An 18614-nucleotide genomic window follows, 5' to 3' on the forward strand; every position below is an offset into this window, starting at 1 on the left:
GGTTCTCCTTTCCGCCGGACTTGCGTCTCAGCCGATGATCATACCCGCCGTCACGGCCGCGCCGAGCATCAGCAGCTCGCAGAGCGACAGAAACCAGCCGGCGAGATCGCCTGAAACCCCTCCGAATTCCTTCATCGCCACATGATGATAGAGAAGAAGGGTCAGATACGCGGCCGCCAGCACGGCACCCCCCGTCACGGGATTCAGCGCCAGCACGGCGGCGGAAGCGGCAAGCATTTCCAGAAACATCACCATCTTCACCGACCCTGCCGAATTGTCCGCCTCCGCGCGGAGCATACCGTCCTTCCTTGCCTTCGGGAACGCCATCAGCGCGTAGCCGCTCATCGCGCGGGACAGCACGAAGCCCGCGCAGACCGGCCGCATCGCGTCACGGTTCACCGCCGTGAACAGACCGAAGGACAGCAGGACGTAGAGCATGCCGTAGATGACGGCGAAGGCGCCCATATGGGGGTCCTTGAGAATCGCCGCTTTTTCCTCCCGGTTCCGGTAGGAAAGCAGGGCGTCCGTCGTATCGAGAAAACCGTCGAGATGAATGCCGCCTGATATCAGCAGCGGTGCCGCCGTCAGAAGTGCCGGCGCCAGCAGAACCGGAAAGGGCCGGTCCGCAGGCATCACGCCGCCGAGCCAAAACAGCAGCCACTCCGCCGCGCCTGCTGCCGCACCCACCAGAGGAAAGAAGCAGATGCTGTAGCGCATCCCTTTTTTTGTCCAGCCGATATGCGGCATCGGAATTTTGGAAAACGTGGAGAAGGCAATGATCAGAGATTCAAGCATCCGGTTTCTCTCTCTTTCTTCAGTATGACAGGCACGCCGGCCGTGACCTCGGCCGCCAGAGCGGCTTCCGCCGCCAGCTGACAGTTAAGACGGCCGAAGAGCCTCACGAACCGCCGCGCCTCCTCGTAGCGGGAGGGAACGTCCCATCCGATCTCGTTGGTCACGATCACCAGCGTGTTGCCCGCGTCCGAAATCCGCCTGAGCGGAGCGAGGATCTCCCGGTCGGTCATCGCTTCCGGGTCCGCAATCTCCGGTCCGGCGTACAGCTCGTTGGTCAGCAGATTGGAGAGGTCCTCAAGCAGGATCGTATCCCGCCCGGTAAACGACTTCTCCTCAAGCGAAAGGGTCCTCTCCCGTTCCACGGTCAGGAAGCCTTTCCCGGCTCTCATCGCCCGGTGGCGGGCGATCCGCCTGAGCACTTCTTCATCCCGGCTCCGTCTCATGGTGGCAAGATAGAGGAGTCTCCCGTTCGGGCAATCACCGGGGGCGGCGCTGCCGCAAGAGGCGGAAGGAGCCATCACACCGGAGCGTGCGAGCGCGGACGGCACCGGTGCAGCATGGCCTGCGGAAGTGAAAAGCGCTACGGCCAGTGACTCCGCGTAAGCGGATTTTCCGCTTCCCGAGCCGCCCGTGACCAGCGCGATCACGTCTCTTCCTCTTCGCCGTCCATGCGCCGGTAGGCTTCGATGCCGAAAGACTCGAAGCTTCCCATCTCGCGGTAGACCGCCAGCGCCATATCAAGCAGCGGAAGCAGCATGACCGCTCCGGTTCCCTCTCCCTGATGCATGCCCGCCCGGATCACCGGCGAAAGATGGAGCTCCTCTTCAATCCGCAGCGCGACCGGCTCGGAGGAGGCGTGGGAGGCGAACATCCAGTGAACCGACTCCGGGCAGAGACGTGAAGCCGCGAGAGCGGATACGCTCGAGATGATCCCGTCGATCACCACCGCAAGCCCGTACTTCATGCCGCCCAGATAGAGTCCGGCCATCGCGGCCAGCTCGAGTCCGCCGCCCTCCGACAGAACGGCAAGCGCCCGGGCATTCACCGGAATGCCTTCAATCTCCACGGTCTGTTCCTCCGGTGGACGCTTTTCCGCCCGGATCCGGACCAGCGCCCGGTTCACGGCTCCGACCTTGCGCCGGAAGCCTTCCTCATCGAGTCCCGCGCCGCGGCCGGTGACCGTCTCGGCGGTCATGCCGAGAAACGACGCCGCCAGCACCGCCGTCGGCGTCGTGTTGCCGATTCCCATCTCCCCGGCTGTCAGGATCCGGTATCCTCTGTCCGCGAGCTCGCCGCAGACCTCGATCCCCTCGGCGACCGCCCGGATGCATTCCTCCTCCGTCATCGCCGCCTCGTTTGCCAGATCGCGTGTCCCCCGGCGTATCTTGCGGTCCGTCACGCGTCCTGTTCCCAGCGTCCGGTCCGGATATGCTTCGCAGTTCATCCCTACGTCGACAACGTAGACGTCGCTTCCGGCCACCCCGGCGAACCGGTTCAGCACGCCGTTTCCGCCCGCGAGCTCTTCCGCGACGAGACGCGTCACGTCCTGTCCGGTCTGTGTGACGCCCTCCGCGACCACGCCGTGATCCGCCGCGAACACCACAGAAGCGCGGCGGGTAATGTCCGGAGGCTCGGGCGAGCCCTGAATCTGGCAAAGCCGCTCGACAGCGGTTTCAAAGGCGCCCAGGCTGTCAAGCGGGTGCGGGATCTGGTCCCACCGTGCCTTCGCCTCCCGCCCGATCTCCTTCCATTTTTTTTCATCCCAGCTGATCCGATTCATGCTGTCTCCTCGCTTTCTCCCTCTGCCCTGCGCATGCTCTGAGAAATGCATCCGCCGCTCCGACGCATCCGGGATAATAGAAATGCGGAAAGCCCGCCGCCAGCGTCGGGGTGTAGACGACGCCCTGCTCCGTCCTGCCGGACAGCGGTTTGGTCATCGTCATGCCGTCGCCGTTCCGCTCTGTGTCCCAGTGGTGAAACTCATGGCCCCTGAGCACGGTGCCCTTCGGTCCGTAGAGACCGTCCCGGTTCGTCACGGCGGTCAGGTACCCGAATCTTCGAAGACCGCCCGTCCGGAACCCGCGTCCGTCCAGCACGCCGCACATCGGCCAGACCGTCCCGCTCTCGTCCTCCAGAGACTGCTGCAGGTAGAGGAACCCGCCGCATTCCGCGATGCAGGGTATTCCGCCGCGGACCGCCGCGGCGACTTCCGCGCGCATGGATCCGTTGGCGCTCAGTTCCTTCGCGAACCGCTCCGGATATCCGCCGCAGAGGATCATGCCGTCGGTTCCCGTCGGAAGAGCGGCGTCGCGAAGCGGGGAAAAAGGCACGATTTCAGCCCCCAGCGAGCGCAGAATATAGAGATTCTCCTCATAGAGGAAGGAGAACGCCTCATCCGACGATACCGCGACACGGACGGGCGGCCGTTCTATTTTCGTGACGGCGGGCGCGGCCGCGTCCTGTGCCGTTTCCGCTCCCGGAACCCCGGACCCCGGCGTATGTTCCGGTTCATCCGCCGCCCCTCCGCCGATCCGGGGCGCGGTTTCCGCGATGCGGAGCAGCCGGTCGAGGTCGATGTACTTCGCGGCCTGCTCCCCGACCGCCCTGACCCACTGTTCCGTCGAGGTAAGCTCTTTCGGAGAGACGAGGCCCAGATGACGGGATGGCACCTCCAGATCCTTTATCACCGGAAAGCAGCCGAGCACGGGGATCCCCGTTTCCCGCTCGATGACCTCCTTCAGACGGGGGTAGTACATCGGCGAAACACGGTTGAGAATGATGCCGGCGATCCCGTTGTCCGGGCGTCTCCGTACCTGGAAAGGACGCTCCGGAAGGCCCGCGCCGGTCCTCTCATCCGGTTCAAAGGACGCGATGCCGCGGATCACCGCGGCCAGCGTCACGCTCGCGCCCTTGCCGTCCACCACAAGGATCGCGGGCGTTTCCGTCACGGATCCGGTTTCGAAGCTGCTTCCGCGGACACTGACGCCGCCGAGGCCGTCGAAATAGCCCATCGCGCCTTCGATCACTGTGATGTCCGTCCCCGCCGCGTGATGTGCGAGCAGCCGGCGTGTCATCTCCGGGCCCGTGAAAAAGCTGTCGAGATTGCCGGTCCGGATACCGAGCACCGCTCTGTGAAACATCGGATCGATGTAGTCAGGTCCGCACTTGAGCGAGGTCAGACCGAGGCCGCGCGCCTTCAGCGCGGCGAGGATACCGCATGTCACGGTCGTCTTGCCGCTTCCGCTCTTCGGCGCCGTGATCAGGATTCTTGATTGTTCGCGCATGCCTTCCTCTCATCCGATGGTCACGATCGTGATCGGACTGTCCGGTGTCTTCAGATGATACCGGCCCGCCGCCCGCTCCCGGACGACCATGACCTCCAGTTTCTCAAACGTTTTCTGCGGAAAGAGGCGGCGCACCTCTTCCAGCTCCGCGTCGGTTTCTGATGTAACAGAATTGATCACGATGCGCGCCTCCGGATTGCCGGCGAGCACCAGCGAGACGATTTCCTTCAGTCCTCCTCCGCTGCCGCCGATGAACGCCGCGTCCGCGGGCGGGAGTCCGGCCATCGCCTCCGGCGCCGTGCCTTCCACCACCTCAAGATTCTCAAGTCCGAATTTCTCCCGGTTGGCCCGGATCAGACGGACCGCCTCCGCGCCGCGTTCGACGGCGTAGACCGTCCCCTTCGGCACATGCAGCGCCGCCTCCACCGAAACCGAACCGGTTCCCGCGCCGATATCGTAGACGACATCCTTCTCGCTCAGCCGCAGATGGGAGAGCGACAGCGTCCGGATCTCCTTCTTGGTCATCGGGACTCTGGCCCGGATAAACGCGTCGTCCGGCAGCCCGAAGCCGGCCGGGGCCGGAACAGGATGCGGGTTCCGGAAGTGAACGAGCGACAGCCTCCCCACCTTCCGGCCGATAAAGTTTTCTGGGCGGCCGGTCAGAATCCGCTCGCGGCGGAACGGCGCGCCTTCGGCCTGTTCCGGCTCGCCGCTCTCCCCCGCGCGGTCATCCGCCTCCGACTGCCCGGCCTCGAGGACCGGAGACGGTTCGTTTCCGTCCGTATAGGAAAGATCCGTTCCCACCGTGATCCGCACATCGCCGAGGCCGGCCTCCGCAAGGGAGCCCGCGATACGCGAGACGTCGTCCTCTTCGCCGATCAGCGTGAGCACGCTTTCCCTCGACCGGATCAGCGGGAGCAGGTTCGCCTTCCGTCCGTGAATGCTCACCACCGCCGTGTCCTCCTCCGCCGCGCCCAACCGGCCGAGAAAATAGCCGATGGAAGAGATGCCGGAAAAGTGAAGCACCCGCATCGACGGCGGCAGAAGCGGAGGAATCTTCTTCGCTCCGGAATAGCGGCTGATGTCGCCGGAGTAGAGAAGCGCCGCGCGGCGGAAGACATGATCCGCCTTCAGACGGTCCGCGATCTCCGATGCGAGACATGCGGAGATGCAGCGCGGCCCGCCGTCCCCGTCAAGGCCGTGACGCCGGCGGATCGCGCAGGCTTCCGAAAGCATCCGGTCCGCTCCGACCAGAAGATCGGCGCTCAGGATGAACGAGAGCGCCTCGCCGGTCAGCAGTCCTTCCCTTCCCGGGCCCATCCCCACAAGACCGACCTCCTGAACGAACGCCGTGTCATCCGCCCTCGGTTCTCCGTGCTCAGCATCCGCCGGCCCTCCGTTCATGCGCTCCGGTTCCGCCTGTTCCGGGACAGACCGTGCCTCCGGACGAAGTCCGGCCATCCGCGCGATCCGGTCCGCCGCTTCCCTCAGCGTCACCGCGCCGGCGTCCTCCTCCGGGCGCCCGATCAGAACCGTCCCGACGCCAAGGGACGCCGCGGCGCGGCATTTCTCCGGGCATCCGCCCTCCTCGCCGGAATCCTTCGTCAGCATCCAGCGGATCCCGAGATCCCGCATCAGCACCTCGTTGGCCTCCTCGCTGAACGGTCCCTGCATCGCGATCACATGCCGCCCGCTCAGCCCGGCCGCCTCGCAGAGGCTGATGGAACGGACGGAAGGAAGCACGCGCACAAAGCAGCGCTCCTGAAAGTCCCGGATACCGCTCAGAAGGTGCACCTCCTTGCTCCCGGTCGTCACGAGGACCGGTCCTTCCGTCCCGTCAAGAAACCGGACCGCGTCCGCCATATCCGCGGCTGTGTGAAGAGGCGGCGCGCCGGCGGCTGCATGTTCCGAAAGAGAGGCGCGCCGGACGCGGAGGAAGGGAATCCCAAGTCTCTCACAGACAGCCCTCAGCTCCTTCGTGATGATGCAGGCATACGGGTGCGTTGCGTCAACGCAGAGTCCGGGCTTCCGTTCCCGGAGCACCGCCTCGATCTGTCCGGCGTCCTTCCTCCCGGCATGGACGGTCAGATTCGGGGACACGGGCAGCAGGGACGCGCCGTACTCCGTGGCGACAAACACATCCATCCGGAGCGGTGTTCCCGCAAAGATTTCCGCGATTTCCCGCCCCTCCGTCGTTCCGCCAAACAACACACAGCTGTTGATCATGCCCGTTTCCTCCGTTCCTGTCGCTTCAGCCGAACTCGTCCGTCAGTCCTCTTTTTCCAGCTCGCCGTATTTTTCGATGTATCCGCGCGGCGTCACCATCCGCCCGTCGATCACCCTTGTCATGGAATTGCCGACGAAAACCGTCATCAGCATATCCGCCTCGAAATTCACAAGCTCCGCCAGTGTCAGGATGCCAAAGGCCTCGCCCTCGCGGCCGATGTTGCGGACATAGCCGCAGACCGTCTCCGGGCTCCGGCTCTCCATCAGAATTTCCGCCGCCCTTCTCAGATAATCCGTGCGCCGCCGGCTCGCCGGGTTGTAGAGGGCGATCGCGAAATCCGCCTCTCCCGCGCAGCGCAGCCGCTTTTCAATCAGCTCCCAGGGCGTCATCAGATCGCTGAGGGAAATGCAGCAGAAATCATGACCCAGCGGGGATCCGAGCACCGCGCTCCCGGAGAGCGCCGCGGTCACACCCGGAATCATCTGAACCTGAACCTCCGGGTACTCATGACGCATCTCGAGAATCAGTCCGGCCATCCCGTAGACGCCGGAGTCGCCGCTGCAGACGACGGAAGTGATCCGCCCCTGGTCCGCCTCCTTAAGAGCCAGACGGCAGCGCTCACGCTCCTTCCGCATCCCGGTCGTGAGGAATTCCGCCTCCGGATACCGCTCCTTCACCAGCCCCACATACAGCTGGTAGCCGACGATGACCTCGCTCCGTCTCAGCGCCCCGTCGGCCTCCATCGTCATCTTCTCCGGCGTGCCCGGCCCGATCCCGACCACAAACAGATGCTTTTCCATCATGTATTTCCTCCTTGAATGTCTCCTCGTCCGTTCTGTCTCATCCGATTTCCGCCACCGCCACCGTCACGCCGTCTCCGACCGTCTTTCCGACAAGAAGACGTCCGCTTCCGGGCCGCTGCTCCTGTCCGTCCGGTCCGCCGGAAGGCACTTTGACGTCTTCGGCACTTTGCCGGCCGCTCAGCCGGCGCGCGAGCCAGACCGCGCTGCGCTCGCAGACATTGTCCGCTCCGGTCGTCTTCCGGACAAATTCCGAAGATGAAAATGCACCCGGCACCCGCATCAGCTCCTCCGCCGGGCAGGTGGAAAACGGCAGCGCATGCCGCCGGCTGAACGCAAGCAGAGCCGGCTCCTCCGCCTTGAGGTCGATGCTGGCGATCCCCCGCACCGCTTCCATCGCAAGTCCCTCCGGTTCCAACGCCTGACGGACGGCCTCTGCGACAGCCTCCTCCCGCGCATGGCGCCGGCATCCGATCCCGAGGCAGAGACGGCGCGGGAAAAGATACAGGGCGGAAGGACGGTCTCCGGCCATCCTTCTCACCGTGATCAGAATATCCGCTTCCGTCCGGTCCGCCGTCAGAGTCAGCTGCGGATAGTCCGCCAGTTCCGCTCTGATGTCCTCTGTCCGGTCCTTTCTCTTCGTGTCCGGCTCCGCTCCGGCATCTTCCCTGTCCCCGCCCGGCGCCGCCCCATCCGGCTCCCTGTACACCTTCAGGCGCTCGCCGTCGAGGAGTCTCGCCGACACCTCCTTCGCGGCCGCACGATCCCCGATCGTCATCTGATGCCGGCGGGCGAAGACATCGACGGCGAACTGTCCCCGGCCGTCTGTCGCCGTCGTGATCACCGGGACAGCTCCGATCAGTCCGGCGCACGCAAGGCAGAAGTCATTCCCGCCGCCCACATGCCCCGAAAGAAGCGAGATGCAGAAGCGCCCTGACTCGTCGATGACGAGAACGGCCGGATCGAGAAACTTATCCTTCACGAACGGCGCAATGCACCGGACCGCGATCCCCGCCGCCCCGAAGAAAACCAGCGCCCGCGCCCGCGCAAACCAGCGTCCCGTGAACTCCTCCGCCGTTTCCCGGATGGAGCGCTCCGGCATCGTCCGCGAGCGGACTGCCGTATGAACCTCGACGTCCGGCCGGCTTTTCAAAAGCGCGCCGGCCAGCCGTTCCATCGTCTCATAGCCGCGTTTCGTGAACGCCAGCATCACCACCGGATCCGCCTCTCTCATCTTCTCCGCCTCTTCCCTCCGGTTCCGCCGGAAACGGCCGCCATCCTTCCCGATCGGAAGCTTATGTGACCAGCCATGGATAAATCGCGGCCGCCGCGGCATCCTCCGGATCCACCTCAAAAAGCCGGGCCAGCACGCGTTCCCGCTTCAGTTCAGCCGGCGTACCCGCGCGGAACGCGCGTCCGTCCTTCACGCAGACGATCCGGTCCGCCGCGGCGAGCGCGAGCTCCACCTCATGCAGCGTCGCGACGACCGCCATCCGCCGCTGCACTGTCAGCGTCCGCAGTGTCCGCAGAAGCGCCAGCTTGTAACGGATATCGAGATAAGAAGTCGGTTCGTCCAGCAGCATCACCTGCGGTGTCTGGGCGATCGCACGGGCGATCAGCACACGCTGTTTCTGACCGTCGCTCATCTCATTGTAATTCCGTTCCGCAAGATCCGCGACGTCCATCATCGCCAGCGCTTCCCGCACTTCCTGCCGGTCCTTTTCCGTAAGCCGGCCGACCCCGTCCGTGTACGGATAGCGTCCCATCTCGACGACGTCCCGGACCGTCATCAGCTCGGGACGGATCCTCTCCGTCAGCACCAGCGCCTCCCGGCGGGCCCTTTCCCGGGGACGGAGCGACCGGATCTCCTCTTTGCCGAGAAAGACCTTTCCGCCCATCAGCGGAAGCTGCATGGAAATCGCCTTGAGGATCGTGGATTTTCCGGCCCCGTTCGGTCCGATCAGCGCCAGAAATTCCCCCGGTTTCACATCGAGGGAAAGCCCGTCGATCATCACACGGTCCCGGTATCCGGTCTGCATATCTTTTAAGGAAAGAGGACTGTGTCCGTCCGTCTCGAGCTTACTGAATTCCCCCATCTTACATCCTCTTGTTTTCCTGACTCCGGATCAGCATGAAAATCACGATCGGCGCGCCGAAAATCGACGTGACCGTACTGATGTTGAGCTCCGTCGGCGCGAGCATGGTCCGGGCGAGCAGATCGGCGAAGACGCAGAAAACCGCTCCTCCGAGAAAGGCGCCCGGCAGCACCACAACCGGACGGGCCGTCCGCATCAGTCCTTTCACCAGAAACGGCACGGCGATGCCCACAAAGGAAATCGGGCCCGCGAAGGCCGTCACGCAGGCCGACAGCAGCGATGACAGGAGAATCAGCATCACCCGGCACCGCTCCACGTTGACGCCCATGCTCCGCGCGTAGTGCTCGCCCATCTGGAACGCGCCGATCGGTTTCGAGAGCAGCATCGTGCACGCGAACACAACGGCGACCAACACGGACGCGAACGCGACGCCGTCCCAGGTCACGCCCGAAAAGCTTCCCTGAGACCAGCTGTGCAGATTGACGATATCCTGATCCTCCGCGAACGTCACCATCAGATCCGTGACCGCCGAGCAGATATAGCCGATCATGATGCCGGCCGCCAGCAGTGATCCGATATGCCGCACCTTCTTTGAAACAAGGATGATGAAGGACGTCGAGATCAGCGCGCCGGCAAAGGCCGCCGCCACGATCATCAGATTGGACGAACGGCCCGTGCTGCCGATGATCAGGATCATCGTCGCGGCCACCGCCATCTTCGCGCCCGAGGAAATACCGAGGATAAAAGGCCCCGCGATCGGATTGGCGAAGAAGGTCTGCAGAAGGCAGCCGGATACGGACAGCGCGCCGCCCAGCACGGCCGCCATCAGCGTCCGGGGCAGCCGGAGCGTCATGACGATATTCCGGACCTCCTCCGATCCGCCTCGGCCGGTCAGCGCCTGCAGCACGCCCGCCGGCGGGATCGAAACCGTCCCGATCCCGATTGAAAGCACCATCATCACCGCCAGCAGGACCGCAAGTCCCGCAAAGGTCATCCGGATTCTGAATGCGCGCACCGCGTACCGCCTTTCCTTTCCTGTCTCATACGCCGGAAGACACCGCGCTTTCGAAGACCGCTCCGCCGCAGTCCCCGCGCGGTCCCTGTCCGCTTCTTACTGCTTCGCCGGTCTGTATTCCGTCGAAAAGCCCGGATCATAGAGCTTCGACAGCTCATAGCCGGACTGGGCGACCGCTCTGCCCACGATGATCAGAGCCGTCTTCGTGATCCCTTCTTCCGCGGCCTTCTCCGCAAGGTTCTCAAGTGTCGTCACAATTCTCTTTTCGTCAGGCCAGGTCGCCCTGTAGACGATCGCGGCCGGCGTATCCGCCGGATAGCCGCCCGCGGTCAGACGGGACACCAGCTCCGGAATCATCCCCGAGCTGAGGAAAAGAACCATCGTCGCCTGATGCGCCGCGAAGGACTCGATGGACTCCCTCGCAGGCACCTTTGTCCGGCCTTCCATCCGGGTGATGATCACGCTCTGGGAGACTGTCGGCAGCGTGTACTCAAGGCCGAGAGACGCCGCCGCGCCGAAGAACGCGCTGACGCCCGGCGTCACGTCGTACGAAATCCCGAGCGCGTCCAGCCGGTCCATCTGCTCCCGGATCGCGCCGTAGATGCTGGGATCGCCTGTATGAAGTCTCACGGTGGTCTGTCCGGCCGCTTCCGCCTCCCGGATCACCGCGATGACCTCGTCGAGCGTCATCGTCGCGCTGTTGTAAATCCGGCATCCTTCCTTCGTCTCCTCCAGCAGCGCCGGGTTGACCAGCGAGCCGGCATAGATCACGGCGTCTGCTTCTCCGAGCAGCTTCTGTCCTCTGACTGTAATGAGATCCGGCGCACCCGGTCCCGCTCCGATAAAATGAACCATATCAAATCCTCCGCCTTATCCGTCATGGCCAACAGGCCATAGACGTTGGAAAACATCACAACTTCCACCTGCAGCGGCGTCCCGCCGCCTGTCTGCCGCACCCAGTTCTCACAGACCGCCTGAATCCGGCTGACCGCCAGCTTCATCACCGGCTCGCGGATCCCCGCTTCATCCAGCACCCGGATCGCGTCGTCCGTCATCACCGATTCCGCCAGCGCCTTCCGCACCGGCGCGGCGCACTCCTCTCCCGCCGCTTCCTCCGCGAGATCGCCGAGAATCTCCATCCGGCGGTCTCCGTACTGGGAATGCGTGTTCTTCACGCCGCCGGCGACCTTGATCAGCTTGCCGATATGGCCGGCCAGCAGCATCCGCGTGAAACCGGCCTCCCGGACGTACTGCACCGTATCCCAGATATAGTTGGACGCCGTGACCGCCAGATCCGGCGGAAATCCGTACGTCTCTTCAAGGAAATGCATGCCGTAATTGCCGGGCGCCGCGCAGACGGCCCGGTAGCCCTCCGCCCTGCGGACGGAGACTTCGGTCCGGATCGTCGCCAGCAGCGCTTTCTCGCTCATCGGCTCCACGATGCCGGTCGTCCCCAGCACGGACAGTCCGCCGACGATGCCGAGACGGGGATTGAAGGTCTTCTTCGCCAGCGCCTCCCCTTCCGGAATCCGGATGATGACCTCCACGCCGGCCGTATCCAGAGAAAATCCGGCCTCCTCCGCAGCCTTCCTGATCTCCCCCTCGATCATCCGGCGGGGTGTGCTGTTGATGGCCGCCCGGCCGACAGGCTGATCGAGTCCGGGCTTCGTCACACGTCCCACGCCCTCGCCGCCGTCAAGATGAACGCCGGGTTCCTTCGTGATCCGCACATCCGCGCAGACCATCATCCCGTCCGTCACGTCCGGATCGTCGCCGCTGTCCTTTCGGACGCCGCAGCTGACCGTACCGTTCTTCTCCTCCGTATAACAGATCCGGATCGGAATCCGTTTTCCCGCCGGCGTCATCAGCTGAACCATCTCCGTCTCAGCGCCGCCCAGAAGCCGCCCGGCAGCCGCCCGGGCGGCCGCGGCGGCGCAGCTTCCGGTGGTATAGCCGCTGCGCAGATGTGTCTTAAGTTTCTTCATATCTTCTGACATAATGCTCCGCTTCACGCAGGGAAGTCCCCTGCTCCGACGCAATCCGCGCCAGATCGTCATATTCGTATTTCGAGCGCGCATTGCCGTCCCGGCCGGCATCTTTCTTCCGCACCGGACCGGACGGCGTCTCCACCGTCCCGACACGCCGCTCAAGACAGCGCCGCTCCTTCCGCACCGCACGGACGCCCAGTGTCGAGGTCAGACGGATCATGGCCGTCTCCAGAGTCTCCCGCGCTCCGTCGTCCGCGAGAACGTTCAGCACCACGCCCGGCCTCGATTTCTTCATGCCGGCGGGCAGAGTCCAGACGTCCAGCGCGCCCTGATCCATCAGTGCCTGAACGGCAAAGCCCAGCTCCTCCCCGGTCATATCGTCGAGATTGCAGGAAAGCTCCCAGACCGCGTCCGTCCGATAAGCGCCCCGTACGGTTCCGGCATTCTCCGCTTTCCCGGCCTCCGGCCGGCCGCTTCCCGTCATGGCGGATTCGCCGCTCTCTCCCAGCATCACACGCACGCAGTTGGCCCATGGAAATTCCCGTTTTCCGATTCCGAAGCCCGTCGTCTCCACCCGCATAAGCGGCATCGGTCCGTACGCATCCGCAAAAGTACGGAGCAGCGCGGCGCCGGTCGGCGTGCACAGCTCGCCCCGGCGCCCGTCGCTGTAGGAAGGCACGCCGCGCAGAAGCGCGGCTGTCGCCGGGGCCGGCACCGGAAGAATCCCGTGGGCGCAGCGGACCGTCCCGCTGCCGACACAGACCGGCGATACCGTCACCCGGTCCGCATCGATCCGGCGGAGCAGATACGCGACGGCCGCGATGTCCGCCACCGCATCCATCGCGCCCACCTCATGAAAATGAATTTCCGTCACGGGTACGCCGTGTACCTCGCTCTCCGCCTCCGCCAGCGCCGTATAGACCCGGAGAACATCCCGCTTCACAGCCTCATCGAGCCGGAGGGCCGCGATCATCGCCCGGATCGACTCCATGCTGCGGTGAGCATGTCCGTGCGTATGCCCGCCGTGAGGTTCCGCTGCGCTGCCGGCCTGTCCGCCATAAGCGGCATGTACGCCTTCCTCCGCGCCGCCGGCATGCCCATCATCGGAGACAGGTGCTCCTTCCTCCGCGCCGTTCACCCGGACGCGCATCGAAAGTCCCGCGATCCCGCAGGTCCGTCCCGGCACTGCCTCGAAGGTCACACCGGGGATACCGGCGCCGTTCAGGTCAGCGAGCGCTTCCGCCCTCTCCGGATCCGGAAGAAGCTGAAGCAGCGCCGCCGTCAGCATATCGCCCGCCGCGCCCATTCCGCAATCGATATAGAGCTGCTTCATGCCTCTTCAGATCACTCCTTTTTCCCGAAGAATCGTCTCCACGATTTCAACGCATTCATATACCATGGCGTCGCAGTGCGGCTTTTTTGCCCGTCCGGCCTCCGCGTTCATGCGCAGAAGGTCCTTGCAGTCCAGACATCCTTCGTGATGTTCTCTGACGGTCCGCGTCAGTCTGGCGGCCGATTCCGGGTCGTCGGCGCCGGCCAGTCCCAGCACCATGAGGCCGCCGGTCACCGCGCCGCAGGTTGCACCCATCCGCATGCCGGATCCGAAATGGCCCGCAATCGCATACGCCTTCTCCTCATCCAGTCCCAGCGTTTCCGCAAAAGGCACCAGCACCGACTGCGCACAGTTGTAGTGACGCTCCGTGACGGCGCGCAGCTCCTTCGCCCGCTCCAAAAAACGACTCATCTGACGCTCCTCCTTTCGATGACAGCGGAGCCGCCTGCATCCGTGTATCGGGATGCTGACAGGCGCCGCAGGCGGGGTCAGCAGGCGATTCCGTATCATGCCGTCTCCGCCCGCCTGTCCGTTTCCCGTCATAGGCCGCTCCGGTTCAATTCTCCTCACAATCGTAAGCTTCCTTATCATATCATGTGCCGTTGGCAAAATCCACCTTGCTTTCAGCTCCCAACAGCCCGCGGCCCGACCGGATCATCCCGTTCTCTGTCTCCGGTCCGGATCCGGCATTGCGCTTTCCTTAAGGACGCGGTAAGCTGTGGTGACGTAACGGATTCCCGCGGCGAACGTTCTGAGCGCGCCGCATCACAGAACAGGCAGGTACCAGATGATCGCAGCATTTGACAGACGGCGCTTTCTCATCATGCTCACGGGTGTCTTCGGGATGGGTGTCTTTCTCTCCTTTCTCGTCGGCGCCGACTACGGAACCGACACCAGCACCTTCATGAACACCTCCATCGCCGCCCGGACCGGTCTCAGCTTCGGCACCACGATGCTGCTGACCAACGGCCTGCTGTTTCTGATTCCGCTCTTCCGCGGCCGGCATCTGATCGGCGCGGGCACCATCTGCAATATGACGGTCGTCGGGTATACCTGCGATCTCTTCCGGTATCTCGAACAGCGCTTCATGCCGGCGGATGCATTCACCGCCCAGCCATCCCGGACCATTCTCTTCGCGACGGCTCTGATCCCGTTTCTTTTCTTCACGACGATGTACATGATTTCCGATCAGGGGCTGGCCCCCTTCGACACCCCGCCGGTGCTGCTCTCGGACCGGTTCCATCTGCCGTTCTTCCTCGTCCGGATGGGATGGGACGGACTCGTCATTCTGATCGGAATCCTCTTCGGCAAGCGTCTCACCGTCGGCACCGTGGTCTTTCTCTTCACGATCGGTCCCGCGGTCGCCGCGATCGGCCGATGGCTCCGCCGGGCGCTTCGTCTCCCGGAGGTCATTCCGAACCAGAAAGAATCAAAGAAGACTGCCTCTTAACTCTCCTGACAAGTCAGACGCAAAAGGAGACTGCCCCTTCCGTCTCCTCGCAAGTCAGGCCGCGGTCCGTTCCATTCTGGCCGCGGCTTTTCTGTACATCCATGCTGCGACCGCGGCTGAAGCGGCCTCCGCGACCCAGAACGCGTTCCAGACGCCCGCGCTTCCGAAAAACCGGCTCAGAATAAAAGCCGCCGGAAGAATCAGAACCACGTAGCGCATCAGATTGATCACAAAGGACCAGGTTCCGAAGCCCAGTCCCTCCAGAACACCGCACATCGTGACCGACACGCTGCTGACGATAAAACCGGCGGAGATCACACGCAGCGCACCCGCTCCCTCACGGATCGTCTCCTTATTGTCCGTGAACATACCCATCAGCTGCGCCGGAAACAGAAGGCAGACAGCCGTGCCCGCGGCCATCACCGCGGCGGACATCACAAGCGCGGTTCTGCTGATCGCCTTCACCCGCTTCGGGAGCCGTGCCCCGTAGTTGTAGGCGACAAGCGGCCGGATTCCCTGCACGATCCCGTTGGCGGAAAGATAGATGAATGTCTGAAGCTTATAGTAAACGCCCAGAATCAGCACGCCGGAAGCGGAGCAGGCCGCGAGAATCGCGTTCATCACCGTGATCATCACGGACGGGAGCGCGCAGCTCAGCATCACGGGAACGCCGACCCGGTAGATTCTCCCCGCGAGGTCGAGGCCTTTCACTCCGGTCCGCAGACTCATCCCGATCCCGAGAAAACCTCTCGCGTCAAGAACCAGATAGACCGCAAGCGAGAGCGCCTGACCGATCACGGTCGCGGCGGCGGCTCCTTCGATCCCCATCGCCGGGCATGGCCCGATTCCGAAGATCATGACCGGATCCAGAATCATATTGGCAATGCACCCGGCCATCATACTCGCCATGGAGATCCGCACGCGGCCCACCGCCTGAAACAGCTTCTCGTAGACCAGCCCGGCCTGCCCCACAAAGACAGTGACGAACACGATGCGCCCGTAACGGACACCGTAATCGAGAACCTGTGCATCCGCCGTGAACTGCCGCAGAAAGCGTCCGGTCAGTGGGAGCAGTACAGCCATCAGAATCGCCGTGTTGACCAGCGAGAGAAGGAGCGCGGCTGAAGCCGCCCGCTGCGCCTCCTGTTTCCGCTCTCCGCCCAGAAAGAAGGCGACAGCCGCGTTGGTGCCCACACCCAGTCCGACTCCGACAGCGGTGGTCACATTCTGCAGCGGAAAGATCAGCGAAAGCGCCGTCATCGCCTTTTCGCTGATCTGCGCGATGAAAAAGCTGTCCACTATGTTGTAGAGCGCATTGACCAGCATGGACAGCGCCATCGGCAGTGCCATCGAAGCCACCAGCGGCACAACCTTTTTTGTCTTCATAAATGACTGATCCATGGATTTCTCTCCCTCCCGAGACATCTCACCACCAAAAACGCCACAGAGCAGATTCTTCACGAATCTGTTCTGTGGCGAAAAGTGATCGGATTGACTTTAAAATTCCACATCCGGGCGGTTGCCCGCCGCGGTTTTATTATGAAACTGGGACTATTCTCACACAGATGCCGCAGCCTGTCAAGGGCGTCCTGTACGGAAGCATCCCGGCATGGAGGCTGCATGGAGGCTTCGGCTCCGCGAAGCAGAAAGGCTTCCGCCGCCTTTGGCATCTCCACCACGGAAATACGTTCATAAATCACAGCTCAAGGCTGTTATCATGCAGCAGAAAATCATAAATTGACATGATCGTAATTCCCTGCTCATTTCTCCAAAGAGGGGAATTTGTGCTGGTGATGATGATTTTCTTAAACGAATCAGATACGCGAACAAGCGATTCCTGTTCCTGATTCATCTTTTCCTGATCCGGGATCGCAAAGGCTGACTGCAGATAATATCGCCGGCTTCCTTTATTGGCAATAAAATCAATTTCAAGTTTTTTGCTGATATGGGAATCATTCTCCATCAAACGAACCGAAACCACCCCAACATCAACAGAATATCCGCGATACAGCAGCTCATTGTAAATAATATTCTCCATCAGATGCGTTTCTTCGAACTGACGGAATCCAAGCAAAGCATTTCTCAGCCCAGTATCAGCGTAATAGTATTTTGCTGGTGTTGAGATGTATTTTCTTCCTTTCACGTCATATCGTTCCGCTTTAGAAATTAAGCCTGCATCCTGAAGATACGTAAGATATCCTTTGATCGTCGGGGACGAAATCCCCTTTATTCCTGAACTTTTAAAGGTATCAGAAATTCTCTGGGGGTTTGTCAATGAGCCGACCGATGAGGCAATGACCTTCATCAGTTCCTCCATGCCCGCCAGATTGGCTACTTCATATCTTTCCTGAATGTCCCGCAGATATATTTCTTTGTTCAGTGAAGTCAAATATTGTGCCTTCTGCTCATCATTACGCAATGAAAGAATTTGCGGCATCCCTCCATAGAGAAGATAATCCTGCCAGGCCTCTTCCTTTGACTGGTGAACTGCGGGGAAATATTCTGAAAATGAAAGCGGTAAAACATGAACTTCATCCCCTCTTCCGCGAAACTCTGTCAGCACATCTGTCGCAAGCAGTTTCGAGTTACTGCCTGTGACATAAACATCTGCATTTCCTTTTCTCAGCAATCCGTTCAGGACGCCATACAGTCTGACATTCGTATCTTTCTGTTTCAGTTCTGCTTTGGAGATCGCAAGCTGAATCTCATCCAGAAAGATGAAATAATGATCTGAAGAATTAAGGATTTTTTCTTTCAGAAATGCATACAGTTTTTCCGGGTCCCGGTATTCACTGTTCGCAATATCGTCAAGCGAAAGCATAATGATATGATCCTCAGGAACGCCATTCTCTACCAGATAATGGTAAAACAGGTCAAACAGCAGCACTGACTTTCCGGACCTTCTGACTCCAGTGATAACCTTGATCATCTTGTTGTCAATTCTGGCTATCAGTTTATCGAGATATTTCTTTCGTTCAATGATCATGGCCCTCTCCTGTTTTATTTTTTAAGCACAAATACCGGTTTTCTAAAACAATCATAGGACTTCTGGTCACGATTTTCAATGAGAAATTTTAGTTTTCACGTATAAATACTCTTTTTCTAAAATATGGGATAATCAAGCTGCCGCCGCAGAAACGCCTGATCCCGCTCTGCCCCCTGATGCTGCCCTTGTCCACCACAAGCTGTCATCGCAGCGGCGATTTGCAGTCATCAGGTCTCAGTACAAAGAAGAAATTTACATGCATGACAGATAGGAAGACAGTTCAATCAGGTTCCCGTCCGGATCTCTAAGATAAAGGCTCCTCATCTCCCCCAGCGCGCCATGTCGGGTAACCGGTCCGAGTTCGATCGGCCATCCCTTCGACTCAAGTTCCTGAACGACCTGATCCAGACTGTCTTCCACGATCAGGCACAAATCCAGACTTCCGTATGCCGGATTTCCTGCGGCAGGCAGAAATTCAGCCTTTCTTGTATGAATATTGAACTTCTGCGTTCCGAAACGAACCGCATATCGTCCGTTTGAAAAATCCGGTTCCATTCCGAGCACATCGATATAAAAATGCAGGCAGTCCTGCAGATTTCGCGTCGTGATCACCAGATGGTCGATATTCCTGTACCTCATT

The 18614-nt window shown here is 61.6% G+C and carries 17 protein-coding genes; 1 reads left to right on the plus strand and 16 read right to left on the minus strand.

Annotation, left to right across the window (positions count from 1 at the left end; all coding sequences use genetic code 11):
* Positions 1–27 precede the first annotated feature (27 nt).
* The 13 genes from G4C92_RS05470 to G4C92_RS05530 form a co-directional block, all read right to left on the minus strand.
* Positions 28–795, minus strand: coding sequence for an adenosylcobinamide-GDP ribazoletransferase (locus tag G4C92_RS05470; RefSeq protein WP_274941577.1), 768 nt, complete (start codon positions 793–795; stop codon positions 28–30).
* Positions 780–1442 carry a bifunctional adenosylcobinamide kinase/adenosylcobinamide-phosphate guanylyltransferase gene (locus G4C92_RS05475; RefSeq protein WP_274941578.1) on the minus strand — a complete coding sequence of 221 codons (663 nt, stop codon included), beginning with the start codon at positions 1440–1442 and terminating at the stop codon, positions 780–782. Before G4C92_RS05475 ends, G4C92_RS05470 begins: the two co-directional genes overlap by 16 nt.
* Positions 1439–2575, minus strand: a complete 1137-nt coding sequence (locus tag G4C92_RS05480; RefSeq protein ID WP_274941579.1) for a nicotinate-nucleotide--dimethylbenzimidazole phosphoribosyltransferase — start codon at positions 2573–2575, stop codon at positions 1439–1441. Before G4C92_RS05480 ends, G4C92_RS05475 begins: the two co-directional genes overlap by 4 nt.
* Positions 2553–4079: a cobyrinate a,c-diamide synthase gene (locus tag G4C92_RS05485; RefSeq protein ID WP_274941580.1), complete on the minus strand. Its 1527-nt coding sequence runs from the start codon at positions 4077–4079 to the stop codon at positions 2553–2555. Before G4C92_RS05485 ends, G4C92_RS05480 begins: the two co-directional genes overlap by 23 nt.
* Positions 4080–4088: 9 nt before the next feature.
* Positions 4089–6305: a precorrin-6A reductase gene (cobK, locus tag G4C92_RS05490; protein ID WP_274941581.1), complete on the minus strand. Its 2217-nt coding sequence runs from the start codon at positions 6303–6305 to the stop codon at positions 4089–4091.
* A gap of 42 nt (positions 6306–6347) precedes the next feature.
* Positions 6348–7109: a precorrin-3B C(17)-methyltransferase gene (cobJ, locus tag G4C92_RS05495; RefSeq protein ID WP_330654805.1), complete on the minus strand. Its 762-nt coding sequence runs from the start codon at positions 7107–7109 to the stop codon at positions 6348–6350.
* A gap of 37 nt (positions 7110–7146) precedes the next feature.
* A complete protein-coding gene (locus G4C92_RS05500; RefSeq protein ID WP_274941582.1) occupies positions 7147–8340 on the minus strand; it encodes a cobalt-precorrin 5A hydrolase in 1194 nt (397 codons plus the stop codon).
* Between the two features lie 61 nt (positions 8341–8401).
* Positions 8402–9202, minus strand: a complete 801-nt coding sequence (locus tag G4C92_RS05505) for an ABC transporter ATP-binding protein (RefSeq protein WP_274941583.1) — start codon at positions 9200–9202, stop codon at positions 8402–8404.
* A 1-nt stretch (position 9203) separates the two neighbouring features.
* Positions 9204–10196 (minus strand): FecCD family ABC transporter permease, encoded by a 993-nt coding sequence (locus G4C92_RS05510; protein WP_274941962.1) that lies wholly within the window; start codon positions 10194–10196, stop codon positions 9204–9206.
* A gap of 117 nt (positions 10197–10313) precedes the next feature.
* Entirely contained in the window at positions 10314–11072 is a 759-nt protein-coding gene (gene cobM, locus G4C92_RS05515) for a precorrin-4 C(11)-methyltransferase (protein ID WP_274941584.1), read from the minus strand.
* Positions 10985–12202 (minus strand): cobalt-precorrin-5B (C(1))-methyltransferase CbiD, encoded by a 1218-nt coding sequence (gene cbiD / locus G4C92_RS05520; RefSeq protein ID WP_274941585.1) that lies wholly within the window; start codon positions 12200–12202, stop codon positions 10985–10987. Before cbiD ends, cobM begins: the two co-directional genes overlap by 88 nt.
* Positions 12189–13538, minus strand: a complete 1350-nt coding sequence (larC, locus tag G4C92_RS05525) for a nickel pincer cofactor biosynthesis protein LarC (protein ID WP_274941586.1) — start codon at positions 13536–13538, stop codon at positions 12189–12191. Before larC ends, cbiD begins: the two co-directional genes overlap by 14 nt.
* A gap of 6 nt (positions 13539–13544) precedes the next feature.
* Positions 13545–13949 (minus strand): C-GCAxxG-C-C family protein, encoded by a 405-nt coding sequence (locus G4C92_RS05530; protein WP_274941587.1) that lies wholly within the window; start codon positions 13947–13949, stop codon positions 13545–13547.
* 376 nt (positions 13950–14325) lie between these two features.
* On the opposite strand from G4C92_RS05530, the gene G4C92_RS05535 reads away from it, so the two are divergent.
* Positions 14326–14988, plus strand: a complete 663-nt coding sequence (locus tag G4C92_RS05535) for a YczE/YyaS/YitT family protein (RefSeq protein WP_274941588.1) — start codon at positions 14326–14328, stop codon at positions 14986–14988.
* Positions 14989–15042: 54 nt separating this feature from the next.
* Here G4C92_RS05535 and G4C92_RS05540 read toward each other — a convergent pair whose 3' ends face one another.
* From G4C92_RS05540 to G4C92_RS05550, 3 genes are all read right to left on the minus strand, one after another.
* Complete coding sequence (locus tag G4C92_RS05540) at positions 15043–16389, minus strand: MATE family efflux transporter (protein WP_274941589.1); 1347 nt, start codon at positions 16387–16389, stop codon at positions 15043–15045.
* A 295-nt stretch (positions 16390–16684) separates the two neighbouring features.
* A complete protein-coding gene (locus G4C92_RS05545; RefSeq protein ID WP_274941590.1) occupies positions 16685–17974 on the minus strand; it encodes an ATP-binding protein in 1290 nt (429 codons plus the stop codon).
* A gap of 252 nt (positions 17975–18226) precedes the next feature.
* On the minus strand, positions 18227–18613 hold the full coding sequence (locus tag G4C92_RS05550) for a VOC family protein (protein ID WP_274941591.1): 387 nt from the start codon (positions 18611–18613) through the stop codon (positions 18227–18229).
* Between the last annotated feature and the right edge of the window lies 1 nt (position 18614).

It is taken from the genome of Chordicoccus furentiruminis (assembly GCF_019355395.1).
Classification (GTDB): Bacteria; Bacillota; Clostridia; order Lachnospirales; family Lachnospiraceae; genus Chordicoccus; species Chordicoccus furentiruminis.

Coding starts and splice junctions, on each gene's coding strand:
- G4C92_RS05470 (WP_274941577.1), bottom strand. CDS start 795: ATGCTTGAATCTCTGATCATTGCCTTCTCCACGTTTTCCAAAATTCCG.
- G4C92_RS05480 (WP_274941579.1), bottom strand. CDS start 2,575: ATGAATCGGATCAGCTGGGATGAAAAAAAATGGAAGGAGATCGGGCGG.
- G4C92_RS05485 (WP_274941580.1), bottom strand. CDS start 4,079: ATGCGCGAACAATCAAGAATCCTGATCACGGCGCCGAAGAGCGGAAGC.
- cobK (WP_274941581.1), bottom strand. CDS start 6,305: ATGATCAACAGCTGTGTGTTGTTTGGCGGAACGACGGAGGGGCGGGAA.
- cobJ (WP_330654805.1), bottom strand. CDS start 7,109: ATGATGGAAAAGCATCTGTTTGTGGTCGGGATCGGGCCGGGCACGCCG.
- G4C92_RS05500 (WP_274941582.1), bottom strand. CDS start 8,340: ATGAGAGAGGCGGATCCGGTGGTGATGCTGGCGTTCACGAAACGCGGC.
- G4C92_RS05505 (WP_274941583.1), bottom strand. CDS start 9,202: ATGGGGGAATTCAGTAAGCTCGAGACGGACGGACACAGTCCTCTTTCC.
- G4C92_RS05510 (WP_274941962.1), bottom strand. CDS start 10,196: ATGACCTTTGCGGGACTTGCGGTCCTGCTGGCGGTGATGATGGTGCTT.
- cobM (WP_274941584.1), bottom strand. CDS start 11,072: ATGGTTCATTTTATCGGAGCGGGACCGGGTGCGCCGGATCTCATTACA.
- cbiD (WP_274941585.1), bottom strand. CDS start 12,202: ATGAAGAAACTTAAGACACATCTGCGCAGCGGCTATACCACCGGAAGC.
- larC (WP_274941586.1), bottom strand. CDS start 13,538: ATGAAGCAGCTCTATATCGATTGCGGAATGGGCGCGGCGGGCGATATG.
- G4C92_RS05530 (WP_274941587.1), bottom strand. CDS start 13,949: ATGAGTCGTTTTTTGGAGCGGGCGAAGGAGCTGCGCGCCGTCACGGAG.
- G4C92_RS05535 (WP_274941588.1), top strand. CDS start 14,326: ATGATCGCAGCATTTGACAGACGGCGCTTTCTCATCATGCTCACGGGT.
- G4C92_RS05540 (WP_274941589.1), bottom strand. CDS start 16,389: ATGGATCAGTCATTTATGAAGACAAAAAAGGTTGTGCCGCTGGTGGCT.
- G4C92_RS05545 (WP_274941590.1), bottom strand. CDS start 17,974: ATGATCATTGAACGAAAGAAATATCTCGATAAACTGATAGCCAGAATT.
- G4C92_RS05550 (WP_274941591.1), bottom strand. CDS start 18,613: ATGAGGTACAGGAATATCGACCATCTGGTGATCACGACGCGAAATCTG.